The organism is Pseudomonas oryzihabitans (assembly GCF_007665395.1).
Taxonomy (GTDB): domain Bacteria; phylum Pseudomonadota; class Gammaproteobacteria; order Pseudomonadales; family Pseudomonadaceae; genus Chryseomonas; species Chryseomonas psychrotolerans_C.
Map to the genome: position 1 here is coordinate 239,031 of NZ_VDND01000007.1, position 14,740 is coordinate 253,770.

Annotated in this window: 17 protein-coding genes; 13 read left to right on the top strand and 4 right to left on the bottom strand. The window is 63.9% G+C overall.

The genetic code is table 11. The features are described 5' to 3' along the window. Positions 1-5 precede the first annotated feature (5 nt). Both FSV73_RS16390 and FSV73_RS16395 read left to right on the top strand, forming a co-directional pair. A complete protein-coding gene (locus FSV73_RS16390; RefSeq protein WP_145008900.1) occupies positions 6-854 on the top strand; it encodes a glycosyltransferase family 2 protein in 849 nt (282 codons plus the stop codon). A 43-nt stretch (positions 855-897) separates the two neighbouring features. After that, a complete protein-coding gene (locus FSV73_RS16395) occupies positions 898-2,247 on the top strand; it encodes an MFS transporter (protein WP_145008901.1) in 1,350 nt (449 codons plus the stop codon). A gap of 36 nt (positions 2,248-2,283) precedes the next feature. Here FSV73_RS16395 and FSV73_RS16400 read toward each other — a convergent pair whose 3' ends face one another. The 4 genes from FSV73_RS16400 to flgA form a co-directional block, all read right to left on the bottom strand. Next, positions 2,284-3,018 carry a flagellar brake protein gene (locus tag FSV73_RS16400; RefSeq protein ID WP_145008902.1) on the bottom strand — a complete coding sequence of 245 codons (735 nt, stop codon included), beginning with the start codon at positions 3,016-3,018 and terminating at the stop codon, positions 2,284-2,286. 90 nt (positions 3,019-3,108) lie between these two features. Beyond that, on the bottom strand, positions 3,109-3,579 hold the full coding sequence (locus FSV73_RS16405; protein ID WP_145008903.1) for a flagella synthesis protein FlgN: 471 nt from the start codon (positions 3,577-3,579) through the stop codon (positions 3,109-3,111). Between the two features lie 54 nt (positions 3,580-3,633). After that, entirely contained in the window at positions 3,634-3,945 is a 312-nt protein-coding gene (gene flgM, locus FSV73_RS16410) for a flagellar biosynthesis anti-sigma factor FlgM (protein WP_145008904.1), read from the bottom strand. A 164-nt stretch (positions 3,946-4,109) separates the two neighbouring features. Then, entirely contained in the window at positions 4,110-4,838 is a 729-nt protein-coding gene (gene flgA / locus FSV73_RS16415; protein WP_145008905.1) for a flagellar basal body P-ring formation chaperone FlgA, read from the bottom strand. Positions 4,839-4,937: 99 nt separating this feature from the next. Between flgA and FSV73_RS16420 the strand changes: the two genes are divergently transcribed. The 11 genes from FSV73_RS16420 (at position 4,938) to flgJ (ending at position 14,735) form a co-directional block, all read left to right on the top strand. Next, positions 4,938-5,870: a chemotaxis protein CheV gene (locus FSV73_RS16420; protein WP_145008906.1), complete on the top strand. Its 933-nt coding sequence runs from the start codon at positions 4,938-4,940 to the stop codon at positions 5,868-5,870. Positions 5,871-5,912: 42 nt separating this feature from the next. Next, the gene (gene cheR / locus FSV73_RS16425) at positions 5,913-6,740 is read left to right on the top strand and encodes a protein-glutamate O-methyltransferase CheR (protein ID WP_145008907.1); all 828 of its coding nucleotides are present in this window, start codon (positions 5,913-5,915) and stop codon (positions 6,738-6,740) included. 221 nt (positions 6,741-6,961) lie between these two features. Further along, complete coding sequence (flgB, locus tag FSV73_RS16430; RefSeq protein WP_145008908.1) at positions 6,962-7,384, top strand: flagellar basal body rod protein FlgB; 423 nt, start codon at positions 6,962-6,964, stop codon at positions 7,382-7,384. Positions 7,385-7,386: 2 nt separating this feature from the next. After that, on the top strand, positions 7,387-7,824 hold the full coding sequence (gene flgC, locus FSV73_RS16435) for a flagellar basal body rod protein FlgC (RefSeq protein ID WP_145008909.1): 438 nt from the start codon (positions 7,387-7,389) through the stop codon (positions 7,822-7,824). A 16-nt stretch (positions 7,825-7,840) separates the two neighbouring features. Then, entirely contained in the window at positions 7,841-8,563 is a 723-nt protein-coding gene (locus FSV73_RS16440; protein ID WP_145008910.1) for a flagellar hook assembly protein FlgD, read from the top strand. Positions 8,564-8,591: 28 nt separating this feature from the next. Then, complete coding sequence (gene flgE / locus FSV73_RS16445; protein ID WP_145008911.1) at positions 8,592-9,902, top strand: flagellar hook protein FlgE; 1,311 nt, start codon at positions 8,592-8,594, stop codon at positions 9,900-9,902. Positions 9,903-10,052: 150 nt separating this feature from the next. Further along, positions 10,053-10,793 carry a flagellar basal body rod protein FlgF gene (locus FSV73_RS16450; protein ID WP_145008912.1) on the top strand — a complete coding sequence of 247 codons (741 nt, stop codon included), beginning with the start codon at positions 10,053-10,055 and terminating at the stop codon, positions 10,791-10,793. A gap of 46 nt (positions 10,794-10,839) precedes the next feature. Next, complete coding sequence (flgG, locus tag FSV73_RS16455; protein WP_145008913.1) at positions 10,840-11,625, top strand: flagellar basal-body rod protein FlgG; 786 nt, start codon at positions 10,840-10,842, stop codon at positions 11,623-11,625. A 26-nt stretch (positions 11,626-11,651) separates the two neighbouring features. Continuing rightward, on the top strand, positions 11,652-12,347 hold the full coding sequence (gene flgH, locus FSV73_RS16460; RefSeq protein ID WP_144959602.1) for a flagellar basal body L-ring protein FlgH: 696 nt from the start codon (positions 11,652-11,654) through the stop codon (positions 12,345-12,347). Positions 12,348-12,358: 11 nt separating this feature from the next. Next, a complete protein-coding gene (locus FSV73_RS16465) occupies positions 12,359-13,462 on the top strand; it encodes a flagellar basal body P-ring protein FlgI (protein ID WP_145008914.1) in 1,104 nt (367 codons plus the stop codon). Between the two features lie 13 nt (positions 13,463-13,475). Next, positions 13,476-14,735, top strand: coding sequence for a flagellar assembly peptidoglycan hydrolase FlgJ (flgJ, locus tag FSV73_RS16470; protein WP_145008915.1), 1,260 nt, complete (start codon positions 13,476-13,478; stop codon positions 14,733-14,735). Positions 14,736-14,740: the final 5 nt, after the last annotated feature.

Consider the following 14,740-nt stretch of genomic DNA (forward strand, 5'->3'; position numbering starts at 1 on the left):
GACCTATGACTACTGCAATTCCCGCCACCGAGCGGGCCCTCTGGCAGGTGCCCAGCTATTCGACGACCTTCTGGAACGGCCGCAGCCGTCCCCATTGCGTGGTGATTCCGGTCATCAACGAAGGCGAGCGCATCCTCAACCTGCTCCGCCGCATGGCCGCGGTGAAGATCGCCGACATCGCCGACGTCATCATCGTCGACGGCGGCAGCACCGACGGTTCGCTGGAGCCGCAACGGCTGCAGGAGCTGGGCGTCCGGGGCCTGCTGGTCAAGACCGCGCCGGGCAAGCTCAGCGCCCAGCTGCGCTGCGCCTACGCCTTCGTGCTCGACGAGGGCTATACCGGCATCGTGACCATCGACGGCAACGACAAGGACGATCCCGACGCCATTCCCCGCTTCATCGCGGCCATCGAGCAGGGCTACGACTTCGTCCAGGCGTCGCGCTTCCTCGCCGGCGGCGTGGCCGAGAACACGCCCAAGTCGCGCGACTTCGCCATCCGCTTCATCCACGCGCCCATGCTCAGCCTGGCCTCGGGCTTCCACTGGACCGACACCACCCAGGGTTTCCGCGCCTACAGCCGGGCCATGCTGCTGGATCCGCGGGTGGCGCCCTTCCGTGATGAGTTCACCACCTACGAGCTGCTGGCCTATCTGTCCTACCGCGTGCCGAAATTGGGTTACCGCTGCGTGGAACTCCCTACCGTGAGACGCTATCCGAAGGGCGAGGTACCCACCAAGATCAGCAGCGTCAGAGGTAATCTGTCGGTGCTGCAGGTACTGATGAAGGCCTGTGCGGGCCATTACAATCCACGCCTGGGCGAGGATGCCCAGCTGGCAGCGCAACGGCGAAGCTGATCCCGTCGCGCTCGCCTGGTGGCAAGAGACGATGGAGTAGGCAATGGGGCGTGTGCTGTCGGCGTTTCGCGGGCTTTATTTCGCGACGCTGTTGATGTTGATCGGAACGGGGCTGTTGAGTACCTACCTGGGCCTGCGGCTGGCCGCGGAGCAGGTGCAGGGACTCTGGGTCGGCGCCCTGACCGCCGCCTATTACGCGGGGCTGGTGATAGGTGGCAAGCTGGGACACCGGCTGATCGCCCGGGTCGGCCATATCCGCGCCTACGTGACCTGCGCCGGCGTGGTCGGCGCGGCGGTCCTGGGAATCGGGCTGTTGCCCTGGCTGCCGGTGTGGCTGGCGCTCCGGGTGCTGATCGGCATGGGCATGATGTGCCAGTACATGGTGCTGGAGAGCTGGCTCAACGAGCAGGCTGGTCCGGGCGAGCGGGGCAAGGTCTTCTCCGGCTACATGACCGCCTCCTACCTGGGCCTCGCCCTGGGCCAGGTGGTGCTGGTGCTGTCGCCCGATCTCGGGGTCGACAAGCTGATGCTGGTGGCGATCTGCTATGCGCTCTGCCTGGTTCCGGTGGCCGTCACCGGCAAGATCCACCCGGCACCGCTCAAGCCGGCCCCCCTGGAGCCGGCCTTCTTCATCAAGCGCATTCCGCAGTCGCTGACCACCACCCTGGTCGCGGGCCTGGTGATCGGCTCCTTTTACGGCCTGGCGCCGCTCTATGCCAGCGCCCAGGGACTGCCCACCGAGCGCATCGGTCTGTTCATGGCCTGCTGCATCTTCGCCGGCCTGGTCGCCCAGTGGCCGATCGGCTGGCTGTCGGATCGCCACGATCGCAGCTGGCTGATCCGGGTGGTCGCCATCGCCCTGACCGTCGCCGCCTTGCCACTGGCGGTATTGCCCCATGTGCCGCCGGTGGTCCTGCTGCCGCTCGGCCTCATCGCCAGCCTGCTGCAGTTCGTCCTCTATCCGCTGGCGGTGGCGCTGTCCAACGATCACATCGAGGGTGAACGGCGGGTGTCCCTGAGCGCCATGCTGCTGGTGACCTTCGGCGTCGGCGCCTGTATCGGCCCGCTGGTGGTAGGGGCCCTGATGAACCTGGTCGGACCCAACATGCTCTATGCCTTCGTCGTCCTCTGCGGCGGGATCCTGATCTGGCGGATCCGCCCGGATGCGGTCACCGGCAAGCACCTGGTCGACGAAGCGCCGCTGAGCCACGTGCAGATGCCCGAGGGGTCGACCAGTTCACCGCTGGCGGCGGCGCTGGATCCGCGGGTCGATAGCCAGGTGGTGCAGGAGCAGATGCACAGCGAGCCGGTGGCGGAAACGCCCGTCGAAGAGGCGCCGTCTTCCCCGGAAGGTAGCGCGCCTGGGGAGCCAGCCGACACCAAGTTGCCTTGAGGGCGGGCAGGGGGCAGCCGGCGCCCCACTGGCGGTTCAGTCGAGGCGACGGCTTTCCCGCTGCAGCTGGTAGACGAAGCGTTCCACCTGGCGCTGGGTGGCACCGCTGAGATTGTGGAAGCTGACGCCGACGTCACTCTGCTCCAGGCGATCCAGGCAGGTCACGTGGCGGATGTTCACCGCCGTGGTGATGGCACCCATGGGCAGTTCCGCGGTGAAGCTCTGCACCAGCTGGCCCGGTTGCAGCAGGTGGGTCACATTGCCGGGAAAGCGTAGTTTGCAGCCGGTGGCCGACAGGTCGATCAATTGCCCGCGCAACTGGATCTCGCCGGTCTCCTGAACCAGTTCCGCCGTGGCCGGCCGATTCAACAGCAGTCTGACGCGGAAGGCATTGCGCCGCTGGTGGTAGGTCAGTTCCGCCGGCAGGCCGACCCAGTAGCACCGGTGGCCGTCGATCTCGCTGAACTGCACCGGACGGTCGATCTGCCAGCTGACCCTGATACCCTCGTGCAGGCTGTCCACATGGAAGGGCTGGGCCTGCTCCAGCAACCGCTCGGCTTCCCGGGGAATGAATTCGTCCAGCGCGATCAGGCCCTTGGTCTCGTCGATGTCCACGACGAAGCTCTGGAACTGCTGGCCCTGGCGGGTGAAGGTGATCCGCAGGGGGATGTGCTGCTGCAGCGCAGGACGCAGTGCGGCCACGATCTCACCGGCGGAGCGGTACACCTTGGGTGGCTGGGGCGCATTGTCGCTGGCGAAGGATCCTGACACCTGGGCATTCCTGTGAGGGGGCGGGCCGCAAGGATAATGGCTAAGCGCCATCCCTGCAGCCTTATCGCGATCTTTTGAGAAGGGTGGTCGTCAGGCCGAGCTGAGCGGTCGCTGATAACCGCTGCGGGTCTGGCTGCCGCGGCTGTTGTAGAGCGTGGGCGCCGAGCTGCTGCCCTGCAGGAGGTTGAGCACCCGCGACGTGCCGATCTGGCTGGCCTGGATGATCTGGCCATTACGGACGTTGCGCTGCTTGCAGGCCTCGATCAGCTCGCTCAGGCGCGCGGACACCGCGAGCAGCTCCTGGCCTTCGGGCTGGCCGGCGGCGTACTGCTGCAAGCCGGCGAGGTCATTGCTCAAGCCGGCCGCGCGCAGCAGGGTAGAGCGGTGCTGGGCATGCTGGTCGAGCTGCTTGAGCAGGATCTGCTTGCCACCGAGCAGGCTTTCCAGCGCGACGAGGTCGCGTTGCGCGAGGGCCTGGAATTCCTCCTCGAGGAGCGCCAGCAACTGGTCGGCAAGCTCGACGTCGGTAAGGGTGATGGCGAGGAGAGGCGTGACGGGCATGGCTCGGGATCTCTTGGTTGAAGTTTCTCACCAGGTCCGCCCGACGCCACTGCCTCAGGACTCGAAGGCGAGCAGCTTGTCGGCGACCTTCTGGCTATCGACCTGGTAAGAACCATCGGCGATGGCCTGCTTCAGGCGACTGACCTTGTCACTGTCGACCACCGGCAGGTCCTTCAGCCCGGCGGTCAGGGAATTCAGTTGCTGAGCCGTGGGGCTCAGGTTCACCGATTCGCCGGCCTTCTGGCTGGTTGCTGCGGCGGTGACGTCCTTGCTTTCCAGGCTGACACCGTCTTTCGGGGCCGAGGTGCTACGGGTGCTGATGCCTGACGTCGACGTCGAGTTCAGGCGATTGATGTCTATGGCCATTCGTGAAATTCCTCGGGATGTATCGCTCACATGTCCGGTTTATCGGCCCGCTGGGCGGAAACTTTAGCCGTAGACCTGTGCAACGGTTCACATCTTTGGACAGGATCTCTCCCCGTCGTTCAAAGCGCTCGAACGACAAGAAGTTACTCCTTTATCACGTCGAGCTAAAGAGCGACCTCCACTTGACCCTGATCGACCACCCGTCCCCGGATCACCCGGTTGGAGCTCAGATTACGGATGCGGATCTCCTCGTCCTTGGCACCACCGGCGAGGGCTTCACCCTGCATGCGAATGCTGAAGGACGAGGTGCGGGCATTGATGACGACCTGTTCGCCCTTGCGGACGAGTTCGGCCTGTTCGAGATAGGCCGGTGCCATGGGCTGGTCGCTCAGCACCTGGCGCTTGAGCTTGGCGCCGAGCACCGTCTCCAGGCTGGTCAGGTAGCCCTGGCTGAGGGTGCCGACGTCGCGCTCCACCAGCGCCACGTTGCTAGTGTCCAGCAGGGCACCGCGCATCAGGGGCTGGAGGGCGACCACCACCGGGCGGTAGAGCTTGACCTGCGCGGGCACGAATACGGTCCAGGGACTGGAGCCCTCGCAACGAACCTTGACGCTGAGACGACCGATGGGGGTCGGTTCGCCCTGCTGGGCGAGCGTCAGGGGTTTGTCGCACGCTGCCAGGCGCAAGCGGGGGTCGAGCGCCTTGACCTGGGTTTCATGGCGGGCATTGAGGCTGGTATCCAGCAAATATTCCTGCACCCGTTCCTCAAGAAAACTTTCGACGGCGCCGATAAGTTCATCAGGTGAAGTGTAGGCGTCTTCCGCGAAGGCCCTGCTTTGCAGACAGCAGAGCAAGGTCAGGAGGCCAAGGGTCAGTCTTCGAGCTAGAGTCATGGTCGGAAACACGTCGCTGCGATCTTCATGATCAACCCATAAGCAAGCCCCGTGCCGAGTTGTGCTAACCCGCTCGTGGGCATTCAAAGGAGTCATCTAATGGCTGGTGTATTGGACGCAGTCAACCAACGTACCCAACTGGTGGGCCAGAACCGTCTGGAGCTGCTGCTGTTCCGCCTGGATGGCTCGCAGCTCTATGGCATCAACGTCTTCAAGGTGAAGGAGGTACTGCAGTGCCCCAAGCTCACCGTGATGCCGAAATCGAACCGGGTGGTGCGGGGCGTGGCCAGTATCCGCGGCGGCACCTTCCCCATCATCGACCTGGCGATGGCCACCGGGCGCCGTGGCCTGGAAGACATCAACAACTGCTTCGTCATCATCACCGAGTACAACACCAAGGTGCAGGGCTTCCTGGTGCGCTCGGTCGAGCGGATCGTCAACATGAACTGGGAAGGCATCAACCCGCCGCCCAAGGGTACCGGTCGTGACCACTACCTGACCGCGGTGACCCGCGTCGACAACCAGCTCGTCGAGATCATCGACGTGGAGAAGATCCTTTCCGAGGTGGCCCCGTCGGTGGAGACCGTGTCGGTCGGTGTGGTCAGCGAAGTGGTCCAGGCCAAGGCCGTGACCAAGCGGGTGCTGATCGTCGACGACTCCTCGGTGGCGCGCAAGCAGGTGAGCCGCTGCCTGGAAACCGTCGGCGTGGAAGTCATCGCGCTCAACGACGGCCGCCAGGCGCTGAACTACCTGCAGGCGATGGTGGGCGAGGGCAAGCGTCCGGAAGACGAATTGCTGATGATCATTTCCGACATCGAGATGCCGGAAATGGACGGCTACACCCTCACGGCGGAAATCCGTCATGATTCGCGGATGCAGAAAGTGCATATACTGCTGCATACCTCCTTGTCCGGTGTCTTCAACCAGGCCATGGTCAAGAAGGTCGGTGCGGACGACTTCCTGGCCAAGTTCCGCCCCGATGATCTTGCCTCCCGGGTCGTCGAGCGCATCAATGCGGTCGACAGTCACTAGGTGATGGCGTCTCTATCCCGGTATCCAGAAGGCGGAGCGGCAGTGTCAGCAGTCAACGCGGATTTTGTGCTTTTTCGTGATTTCCTTGAGAAATCCAGCGGGATCCTGCTCGGTGACAACAAGCAGTACCTCGTCTCCAGTCGGCTGAACAAGCTGATGGAGACCGAGGGGATCAAGACGTTGTCGGAGTTGGTGCAGCGTATCCAGTCGCAGCCCCGTGGCGGTTTGCGGGAGAAGGTCATCGACGCGATGACTACCAACGAAACCCTCTGGTTTCGCGACACCTATCCCTTCGAGGTGCTGAAGAACCGCCTGTTGCCGGAGTTGACCAAGAACACCTTCGGCCAGCGCCTGCGGGTCTGGTCGGCGGCGTGCTCATCGGGCCAGGAGCCCTACTCGCTGTCCATGACCATGGACGAGTTCGAGCGCAGCGCGGCAGGGCAGGGGCGTGGCGGCCTGCAGATTGTGGCCACCGACCTGTCGGGCGCCATCCTCACCGCGGCGAAATCCGGCGAATACGATTCCCTGGCGATCGGCCGGGGATTGTCGCAGGAACGCCTGCAGCGCTATTTCGACGTCCTCCAGCCAGGTCGCTGGGCGGTCAAGCCGGCGATTCGCAGCCGCATCGAATTCCGCGCGCTGAATCTGCTCGACAGCTACGCCAGTCTCGGCAAGTTCGACATGGTGTTCTGCCGCAACGTGCTGATCTACTTCTCCGCCGAGGTGAAGAAGGACATCCTGACGCGGATCCACGCCACCCTGAAGCCGGGCGGCTACCTGTTCCTCGGTGCCTCCGAAGCCCTCAACGGCCTGCCGGATCTCTATCAGATGGTGCAGTGCAATCCGGGCATCATCTACAAGGCCAAGTAGGCCGGTCACCGGACACCCAGGGCAGACCCAGGTCTGCCCTTTCTTTTGCGCCAAACTTTTGCCGCGGCTTTCCCCCGCCGGCGGCAAGGGCGGCGGAAAAACCTTGCCGCTTGCCGCCGTTCTGGCCGCAACCTAGCGCTAACCTCTTGATTTTGATGAATGTCGGAGACTGGCACGGGCCTTGCTAAATCGTTTGCAAGCCACGTCAAAGGTCTCTCGACATGAGCATCAGTTTCGAAAAGGCACTCGGCCTGCACGAGCAGGCGCTGAACTTCCGTTCGCAGCGCGCCGAGGTGCTGGGCAACAACCTGGCCAACGCCGATACCCCTGGCTACAAGGCACGGGACCTGGATTTCAGCGCGGTGCTCGCCGAGCAGGCGGCCAAGGGCTCATCCGGGGCTAGCGGGCACTATCAGCTGGAAACCACCAACAGCCGGCACATCGCCGCCGAGGGCTTCGACATGGGCATGGGCGATGCAGCCCTGAAGTACCGCATCCCTAGCCAGCCCTCGGTCGACCAGAACACCGTGGACGCCCAGGTGGAGCAGGCCAACTACGCCGAGAACGCCATGAACTTCCAGGCCAGCTTCACGCTGCTCAATAGCAAGTTCAAGGGGCTGATGTCGGCCATCAAGGGAGAATAACCATGTCCTTGAGTTCGTTGTTCAACATCGCCGGTAGCGCGATGAGCGCCCAGAACGTCCGGCTCAATACCGTGGCCAGCAACATGGCCAACGCCGAGTCGGTGGCTTCCAGCGTCGACCAGACCTACAAGGCCCGCCATCCGGTGTTCGCTGCCCAGCTCAGCGAGGCCCAGGGTGGTTCCTCGCTGTTCGATGACCAGGGCCAGGCCGGGGTCGGGGTGGAGGTGAAGGGCATCGTCGAGGATCAGAGCGAGGTGCAGAAGCGCTACGAACCCCATCATCCCATGGCGGACAAGGACGGCTACGTCTATTACCCGAACGTGAACGTGGTGGAGGAAATGGCCGACATGATCTCCGCCAGTCGGGCCTTCCAGACCAACGCGGAAATGATGAATACCGCCAAACAGATGATGCAGAAGGTACTGACCCTGGGTCAGTGATCGCTAGGGAGTCGCCATGACCACCACTTCTTCCACCACCAGTAGCAGCTCGCTGCTGTCGTCGGTGCTGTCCAACAGCAAGGTATCGAGCAGCTCGGCGACGTCCAGCGGCGCGACGACCTCGGGCAGCACCACCAGCAGTCTCGGGAAGAACGACTTCCTGAAGCTGCTGGTCACCCAGCTCAACAACCAGAATCCGCTGAATCCGCAGGACAACACCGAGTTCGTCGCGCAGCTGGCCCAGTTCAGCAGCGTCGAGTCCTTGCAGAACCTCAATACCTCGGTGGATTCCATCGTCAGCAACTACAACTCTTCCCAGGCACTGCAGGCCTCTTCGCTGGTCGGTCGCTCGGTGATCGCCGCCGGCAGCACGGCGGTGGTCGATACCACCTCCGGCATGACCGGCAGCGTGGTGCTGCCGTCGTCCGGCAGTGATCTCTCGGTGGGCGTCTACAACAGCGCCGGCTCCCTGGTCGACACCATTCCCCTGGAGGCCAGCAGCGCCGGCACCCACTCCTTCAGCTGGGATGGCAAGGACAGCTCCGGCCAGACGCTGGCGTCCGGCACCTACACCTTCAAAGCCACGGCCGCCATCGGTGGCACCTCCACGGCGCTGACGACCTACCTGCCGAATACCGTGAGCAGCGTGACCCTGGGTACCAGCGGCAGTGACATGACCCTCAACCTCGCCGACGGCACCAACGTCGCCTTGGCGAACGTCAAGACCATAGGCCAGTGAGCCGGCCCCGCCGGACAGGAGTACAACCATGAGCTTCAACGTCGGCCTCAGTGGCCTCAATGCCGCCGCCACCGATCTCAGCGTGACCGGCAACAACATCGCCAACGTGGGCACCACGGGCTTCAAGTCCTCGCGCGCCGAATTCGCCGATGTCTATTCCAGCTCCATGTACCTGGGGTCGAGTTCCAACCAGCCCGGCGCCGGCGTGCGGACCGCGGCCGTGGCCCAGCAATTTACCCAGGGCAACGTGACCAGCACCGGCAACGCCCTGGACATGGCGATCAATGGCGGCGGCTTCTTCGTCATGAACAACAACGGCTCCAACCTCTATTCGCGAGACGGCACCTTCAAGACCGACGCCAATGGCTTCGTGGTCAACAACTCCGGCTACAACCTGCGCGGCTACGCGGCGGACAGCGATGGCAACGTGATCAGCGGCATCGCCACCAACCTGAAGATCGACACCACCAACCAGGCGCCCAAGGCCACGACCAAGGACACCGAGGTGTTGAGTCTCAACTCGTCGGCGACCGTTCCCACCACGGCCACCTTCGACCCCAGCGATGCCACCAGCTTCAACAACTCGACGTCCACCAGCATCTACGACTCCCAGGGCAACGCCCATACCTTGACGTACTACTTCGCCAAGACCGGCACCAACACCTGGAACATGTACAGCCTGGTCGACGGGCGCAACCCGGCCGACCCGACGTCCACCACACCGTTGAGCAACACCCTGACCTTCGACAGCACCGGCAAGCTCAGCGCCACGGGCGGCACCGGCCTCACCGTCACCAGCACCGGCAAGTTCGCGCTGAACAACTGGGTGCCGGCCACTGTGACCAACGCCTCCACCACGCCCAAGACCTATGGGGCCAACGGCGCGTCCGCCTCCACCACCGGCATCGCCATCGACCTGAGCAGCACCACGCAGACCGCGACCTCCTTCGCGGTGACCAGCAAATCCCAGGATGGCTACACCACCGGCCAGCTGTCGGGCCTGTCCATCGATACCGAAGGCAAGCTCTACGCGAGCTTCACCAACAGCCAGTCCAAGGTGATCGGCCAGGTGATCCTGGCCAGTTTCGCCAACAACCAGGGCCTGACCCCGCTGGGCAGCAACACCTTCGCCCAGTCCTCCACCTCCGGCCAGGCGGTGGTGGGAACACCGTCTTCCGGCACGCTGGGAACTCTGACCTCGGGCTCGCTGGAGGCTTCCAACGTCGATCTCAGTACCCAGCTGGTCAATCTGATCGTGGCCCAGCGTAACTACCAGGCCAACGCCAAGACCATCGAGACGGAAAACACGCTGTCGCAGACCATCATCCAGATCCGCTAACGGTTCTTTGACGGTCGTTGTGAAAAAGCCCTCCTTGCGAGGGCTTTTTTTCTTTTAAATCAATGGAATGCCAAGAATGGCACGTGCCTTGCTCAGGAGGTCTGGACCGTTTCAGACCCGTGGCGATAACGATCGCCCTGCGAGGACCCTATGGACCGATTGCTATATCTCGCCATGACCGGCGCCAGCCAGAACACCATGGCCATCCAGGCGCACTCCAACAACCTCGCCAACATCTCCACCAGTGGCTTTCGCCGGGATTTCGAGCAGGCGCGCTCCATGCAGACCTTCGGTGAGAGCTACCCCTCGCGCGTCTATTCCATGAGCGAGCGTCCGGGGACCGACTTCACCCCGGGCACCCTGCAGGAGACCGGTCGGGATCTCGACGTGGCCATCCAGGGCAACGGCTGGATCGCGGTGCAGGGCGCCGACGGCAAGGAAGCCTACGTCCGGACCGGCAGCCTCAAGGTGGACGCCCTGGGCATGCTGCGCACCGGCAACGATTTGCCGGTCCTCGGCAATGGCGGGCCGATCGCCGTGCCGCCCAATCAGCAGATCGAGATCGGCCAGGACGGCTCCATCACCGTTCGCGGCGCCGGGGAAAACACCAATGCCCTGGCGGTCATCGATCGCATCAAGCTGGTCAATCCGGACCCCAAGACTATCGAGAAGGGCCTGGACGGGACCATCCGTACCAAGGACGGCAAGCCCGCGGCGGCGGATGCCGGTGTCCAGGTGGTGTCCGGCTTCACCGAGTCGAGCAACGTCAGTGCGGTGGAGGAGATGACCTCGATCCTCTCGCTTTCGAAGCAATTCGAACTGCAGATCAAGATGATGAAATCCGCCGAGGACAACGACGCGTCCATGGCAAAGGTTTTGCAATTCAGCTGATTGAACGCTGTTGACGCCTGATTCCCGGCGCCGAAGGAGAAAAACGATGATTTCCGCCCTCTATGTCGCCAAGACTGGCCTGGCCGCTCAGGACACCAACCTGACGACCATCTCCAACAACCTGGCCAACGTCTCGACGACCGGCTTCAAGCGCGACCGCGCCGAATTCCAGGACCTGCTCTATCAGATCCGTCGCCAGCCCGGTGCGCAGTCCACCCAGGACAGCGAGCTGCCTTCGGGTCTGCAGCTGGGTACCGGTGTGCGTATCGTCGGCACCCAGAAAACCTTTACCCAGGGCACCCTGCAAACGACCGAGCAGCCGCTGGACATGGCCATCAACGGCCATGGTTTCTTCCAGGTCCAGATGCCCGATGGCACCGTCAACTACACCCGCGACGGTACCTTCCACCTCAATGCCGACGGCCAGATCGTCACGGCCAATGGCTTTCCGGTGGAGCCCGCCATCACCGTGCCGGCCGATACCCAGACCTTCACCGTCGGCCAGGACGGCACCGTCTCCGTGACCCAGGCCGGCTCCTCGACCGTTACCACCATCGGCACCATCCAGACTGCCCAGTTCGTCAACCCGGGCGGCCTGCAGGCGATGGGCAACAACCTGTTCGCCGAGACCACCAGCAGCGGCGCGCCCCAGGTCGGTACGCCGGGCAACAACGGCCTGGGCACCATCCAGCAGAACACCCTGGAAACCTCCAACGTGAGCACCGTGGAAGAGATGGTGAACATGATCACCACCCAGCGCGCCTACGAGATGAATTCCAAGGTCATCTCCACCGCCGACCAGATGCTCGGCTTCGTCACCCAGAACCTGTAATAGCCACCCCTGCGAGGTAGCGCTCCATGAATCGTCTCTTTGCCGTCGCTCCGCTGTTCGGAGCGCTCGTTCTCGCAGGATGCGTAGCCCCGGCCGCCAAGCCGGACGATCCCTACTATTCCCCCGTGTTGCCGCGCACCCCGGTGCCCGCGGCGCAGAACAACGGTGCCATCTTCCAGTCGGGCTTCGAGCAGAATCTCTACACCGATCGCAAGGCCTTCCGCATCGGCGACATCATCACCATCACCCTGCAGGAGAAGACCCAGGCCAGCAAGAACGCCAGTTCCGACATCGCCAAGAACAGCAAGTCGACCCTCGGCCTGACTTCCCTGTTCGGCGCCAAGCCGTCGATCCCCAATCCGTTGGCCGACGGCGACCTGAGCCTGGACGCCGGTTTCTCCGGCAACCGCTCCAACACCGGCAAGTCCACCGCCGCCCAGGGCAACAGCCTGACTGGCTCCCTGACCGTGACCATCGCCGAGGTACTGCCCAACGGCATCCTGGTGGTCCGTGGCGAGAAGTGGCTGACCCTCAATACCGGCAACGAGCTGATGCGCATCCAGGGCATGGTCCGCGCCGACGACATCGCCACCGACAACACCGTGCTCTCCACCCGCGTGGCCGATGCGCGGATCACCTATTCGGGCACGGGCTCCTTCGCCGATGCGAGCCAGCCTGGCTGGTTGAGCCAGTTCTTCGGCAGCGCCCTGATGCCGTTCTGAGGATGACCCCCATGCGCAAGACCCTGTTCGGCCTGTTCGCCCTGCTGCTGGCCGTGCCCTTCGCCCAGGCCGAACGTCTCAAGGACATCGCCAATATCCAGGGCGTACGGACCAACCAGCTGATCGGCTACGGCCTGGTGGTGGGCCTGCCCGGGACGGGCGACCAGACCACCCAGACCCCCTTCACCATCCAGACCTTCAACAACATGCTGGCGCAGTTCGGCATCAAGGTGCCGGCTGGCACGAGCTCGGCCCAGCTGAAGAACGTCGCGGCGGTGTCGATCCACGCCGACCTGCCGGCCTTCGCCAAGCCTGGCCAGACCATCGATATCACCGTGTCCTCCATCGGCAACTCCAAGAGCCTGAGAGGCGGCAGCCTGCTGCTGTCACCGCTCAAGGGGATCGATGGCCAGATCTATGCCATCGCCCAGGGCAACCTGGTGGTCGGGGGTTTTGACGCCGAAGGCCGCGATGGCTCGAAGATTACCGTCAACGTTCCGTCGGCCGGCCGTATTCCCAATGGCGCCACCGTCGAGCGGCCGGTGCCGAGCGGCTTCGACCAGGGCAACAGCATCACGCTGGACCTCAAGCGCAGTGACTTCACCACGGCCAAGCGCGTGGTCGACAAGATCAACGAGACACTTGGCGCGGGTGTTGCATCCGCTGTTGATGCCGGCTCGATTCGTGTCACGGCGCCGGTCGATCCTGGCCAGCGCGTGGACTACCTGTCGATCCTGGAGAACATGGAGGTGGATCCGGGGCAGGAGGTGGCGAAGGTCATCGTCAACTCCCGCACCGGGACCATCGTCATCGGGCAGAACGTCAAGGTGTCGCCGGCCGCGGTGACCCAGGGCAGCCTGACGGTGACCATCAGCGAAGACCCCCAGGTCAGCCAGCCCAATCCCCTGTCGGGTGGGCAGACGGTGGTGACGCCCCAGTCGACCGTCAAGGCCAAGCAGGAGGCCAAGCCGATGTTCAAGTTCGGTCCGGGAACCACCCTGGACGAGATCGTGAGAGCGGTGAATCAGGTGGGCGCTGCGCCCAGCGACCTGGTCGCCATTCTCGAAGCGTTGAAACAGGCCGGCGCGCTGCAGGCCGACCTGATCGTAATCTGATGGAGTAATGGCGATGACTGCACGCCTGGGCGGGACTTTCGATTCGGTGGATTCCGGTGCCTATACCGACCTGAACCGCTTGAACAACCTCAAGAACGGGGCCGATCGCGACAGCGAAGGCAACGTCCGCAAGGTTGCCCAGGAATTCGAGTCGGTGTTCCTGAACCAGATGCTCAAGTCGATGCGCTCGGCCAACGAGGTGCTCGCCCAGGACAGTCCGTTCAACAGCCAGACCACCAAGCAGTTCCAGGACATGTACGACCAGCAGCTGTCGGTCAACCTCGCCAAGAACGGCGGTGGCATTGGCCTGGCGGACATGATGACCCGGAGCATGCTCAAGGATGCCGGCAAGACGCCGGCGACCGAGGTCGCGGCCACCAAGACCGCCGCCCCGGCGACCGCTGGCTCCGCCCAGGCCGGAACCAGCGTGGCGATGGACATGCGGCGCGCCCTCTGGGATGGCAAGGCCTCGCAAGCCGCGGCGGTTGCCAGCGCAAGCGGCAGTGCCAGCGAGCGCAAGGACGTGTCCGCGCTGCTGAATTCCCGTCGGCTGGCCATGCCCAGCAAGGCCAGCGCGGCGCAGAGCCAGGAGGCCGTGCTGGCCGCGGCGGCCAACACCGCCAATGGCAACAGCGCGACGGCCGCCAATGCCACTAACTGGAAGGCCGTGCAGCAGCTGGGCACGCCCGCCGTGGCCAGCGTGAGCGGCAGCGCCCGACTGAATGGCGGCAGTGTCGCGCCCCTGGGGCAGACCGCGGGCAAGTCGGTGTTCCGCACGCGCCAGGAATTCGTCGACACCATGCTGCCCATGGCGCAGGAAGCGGCGAAGAAGATCGGCGTGGATGCCCATTACCTGGTGGCTCAAGCCGCTCTGGAAACCGGCTGGGGCAAGTCCATCATCCGCGAGCGGGATGGCAGCACCAGCAACAACCTGTTCGGCATCAAGGCCCATTCGAGCTGGGACGGCGACGTCGCCACCACCCTGACCACCGAGTACCGCAACGGCAAGGCGAGCAAGGAAGCCGCGGATTTTCGCTCCTACGACTCCTTCAAGCAGAGTTTCGACGACTACGTGAGTTTCCTGCAGAGCAACGATCGCTACGGCAAGGCGCTGGCCAAGGGCGGCGACTCCAGCCAGTTCATGCACGAGCTGCAGCGTGCCGGCTACGCCAGCGATCCGCAGTACGCCCGCAAGGTCAGTCAGATCGCCCGGCAAATGAAGAGCACCTACGAAAACATCGCTGCGGTCGATACCTCGGTAAAGCGTACCTAAGGACA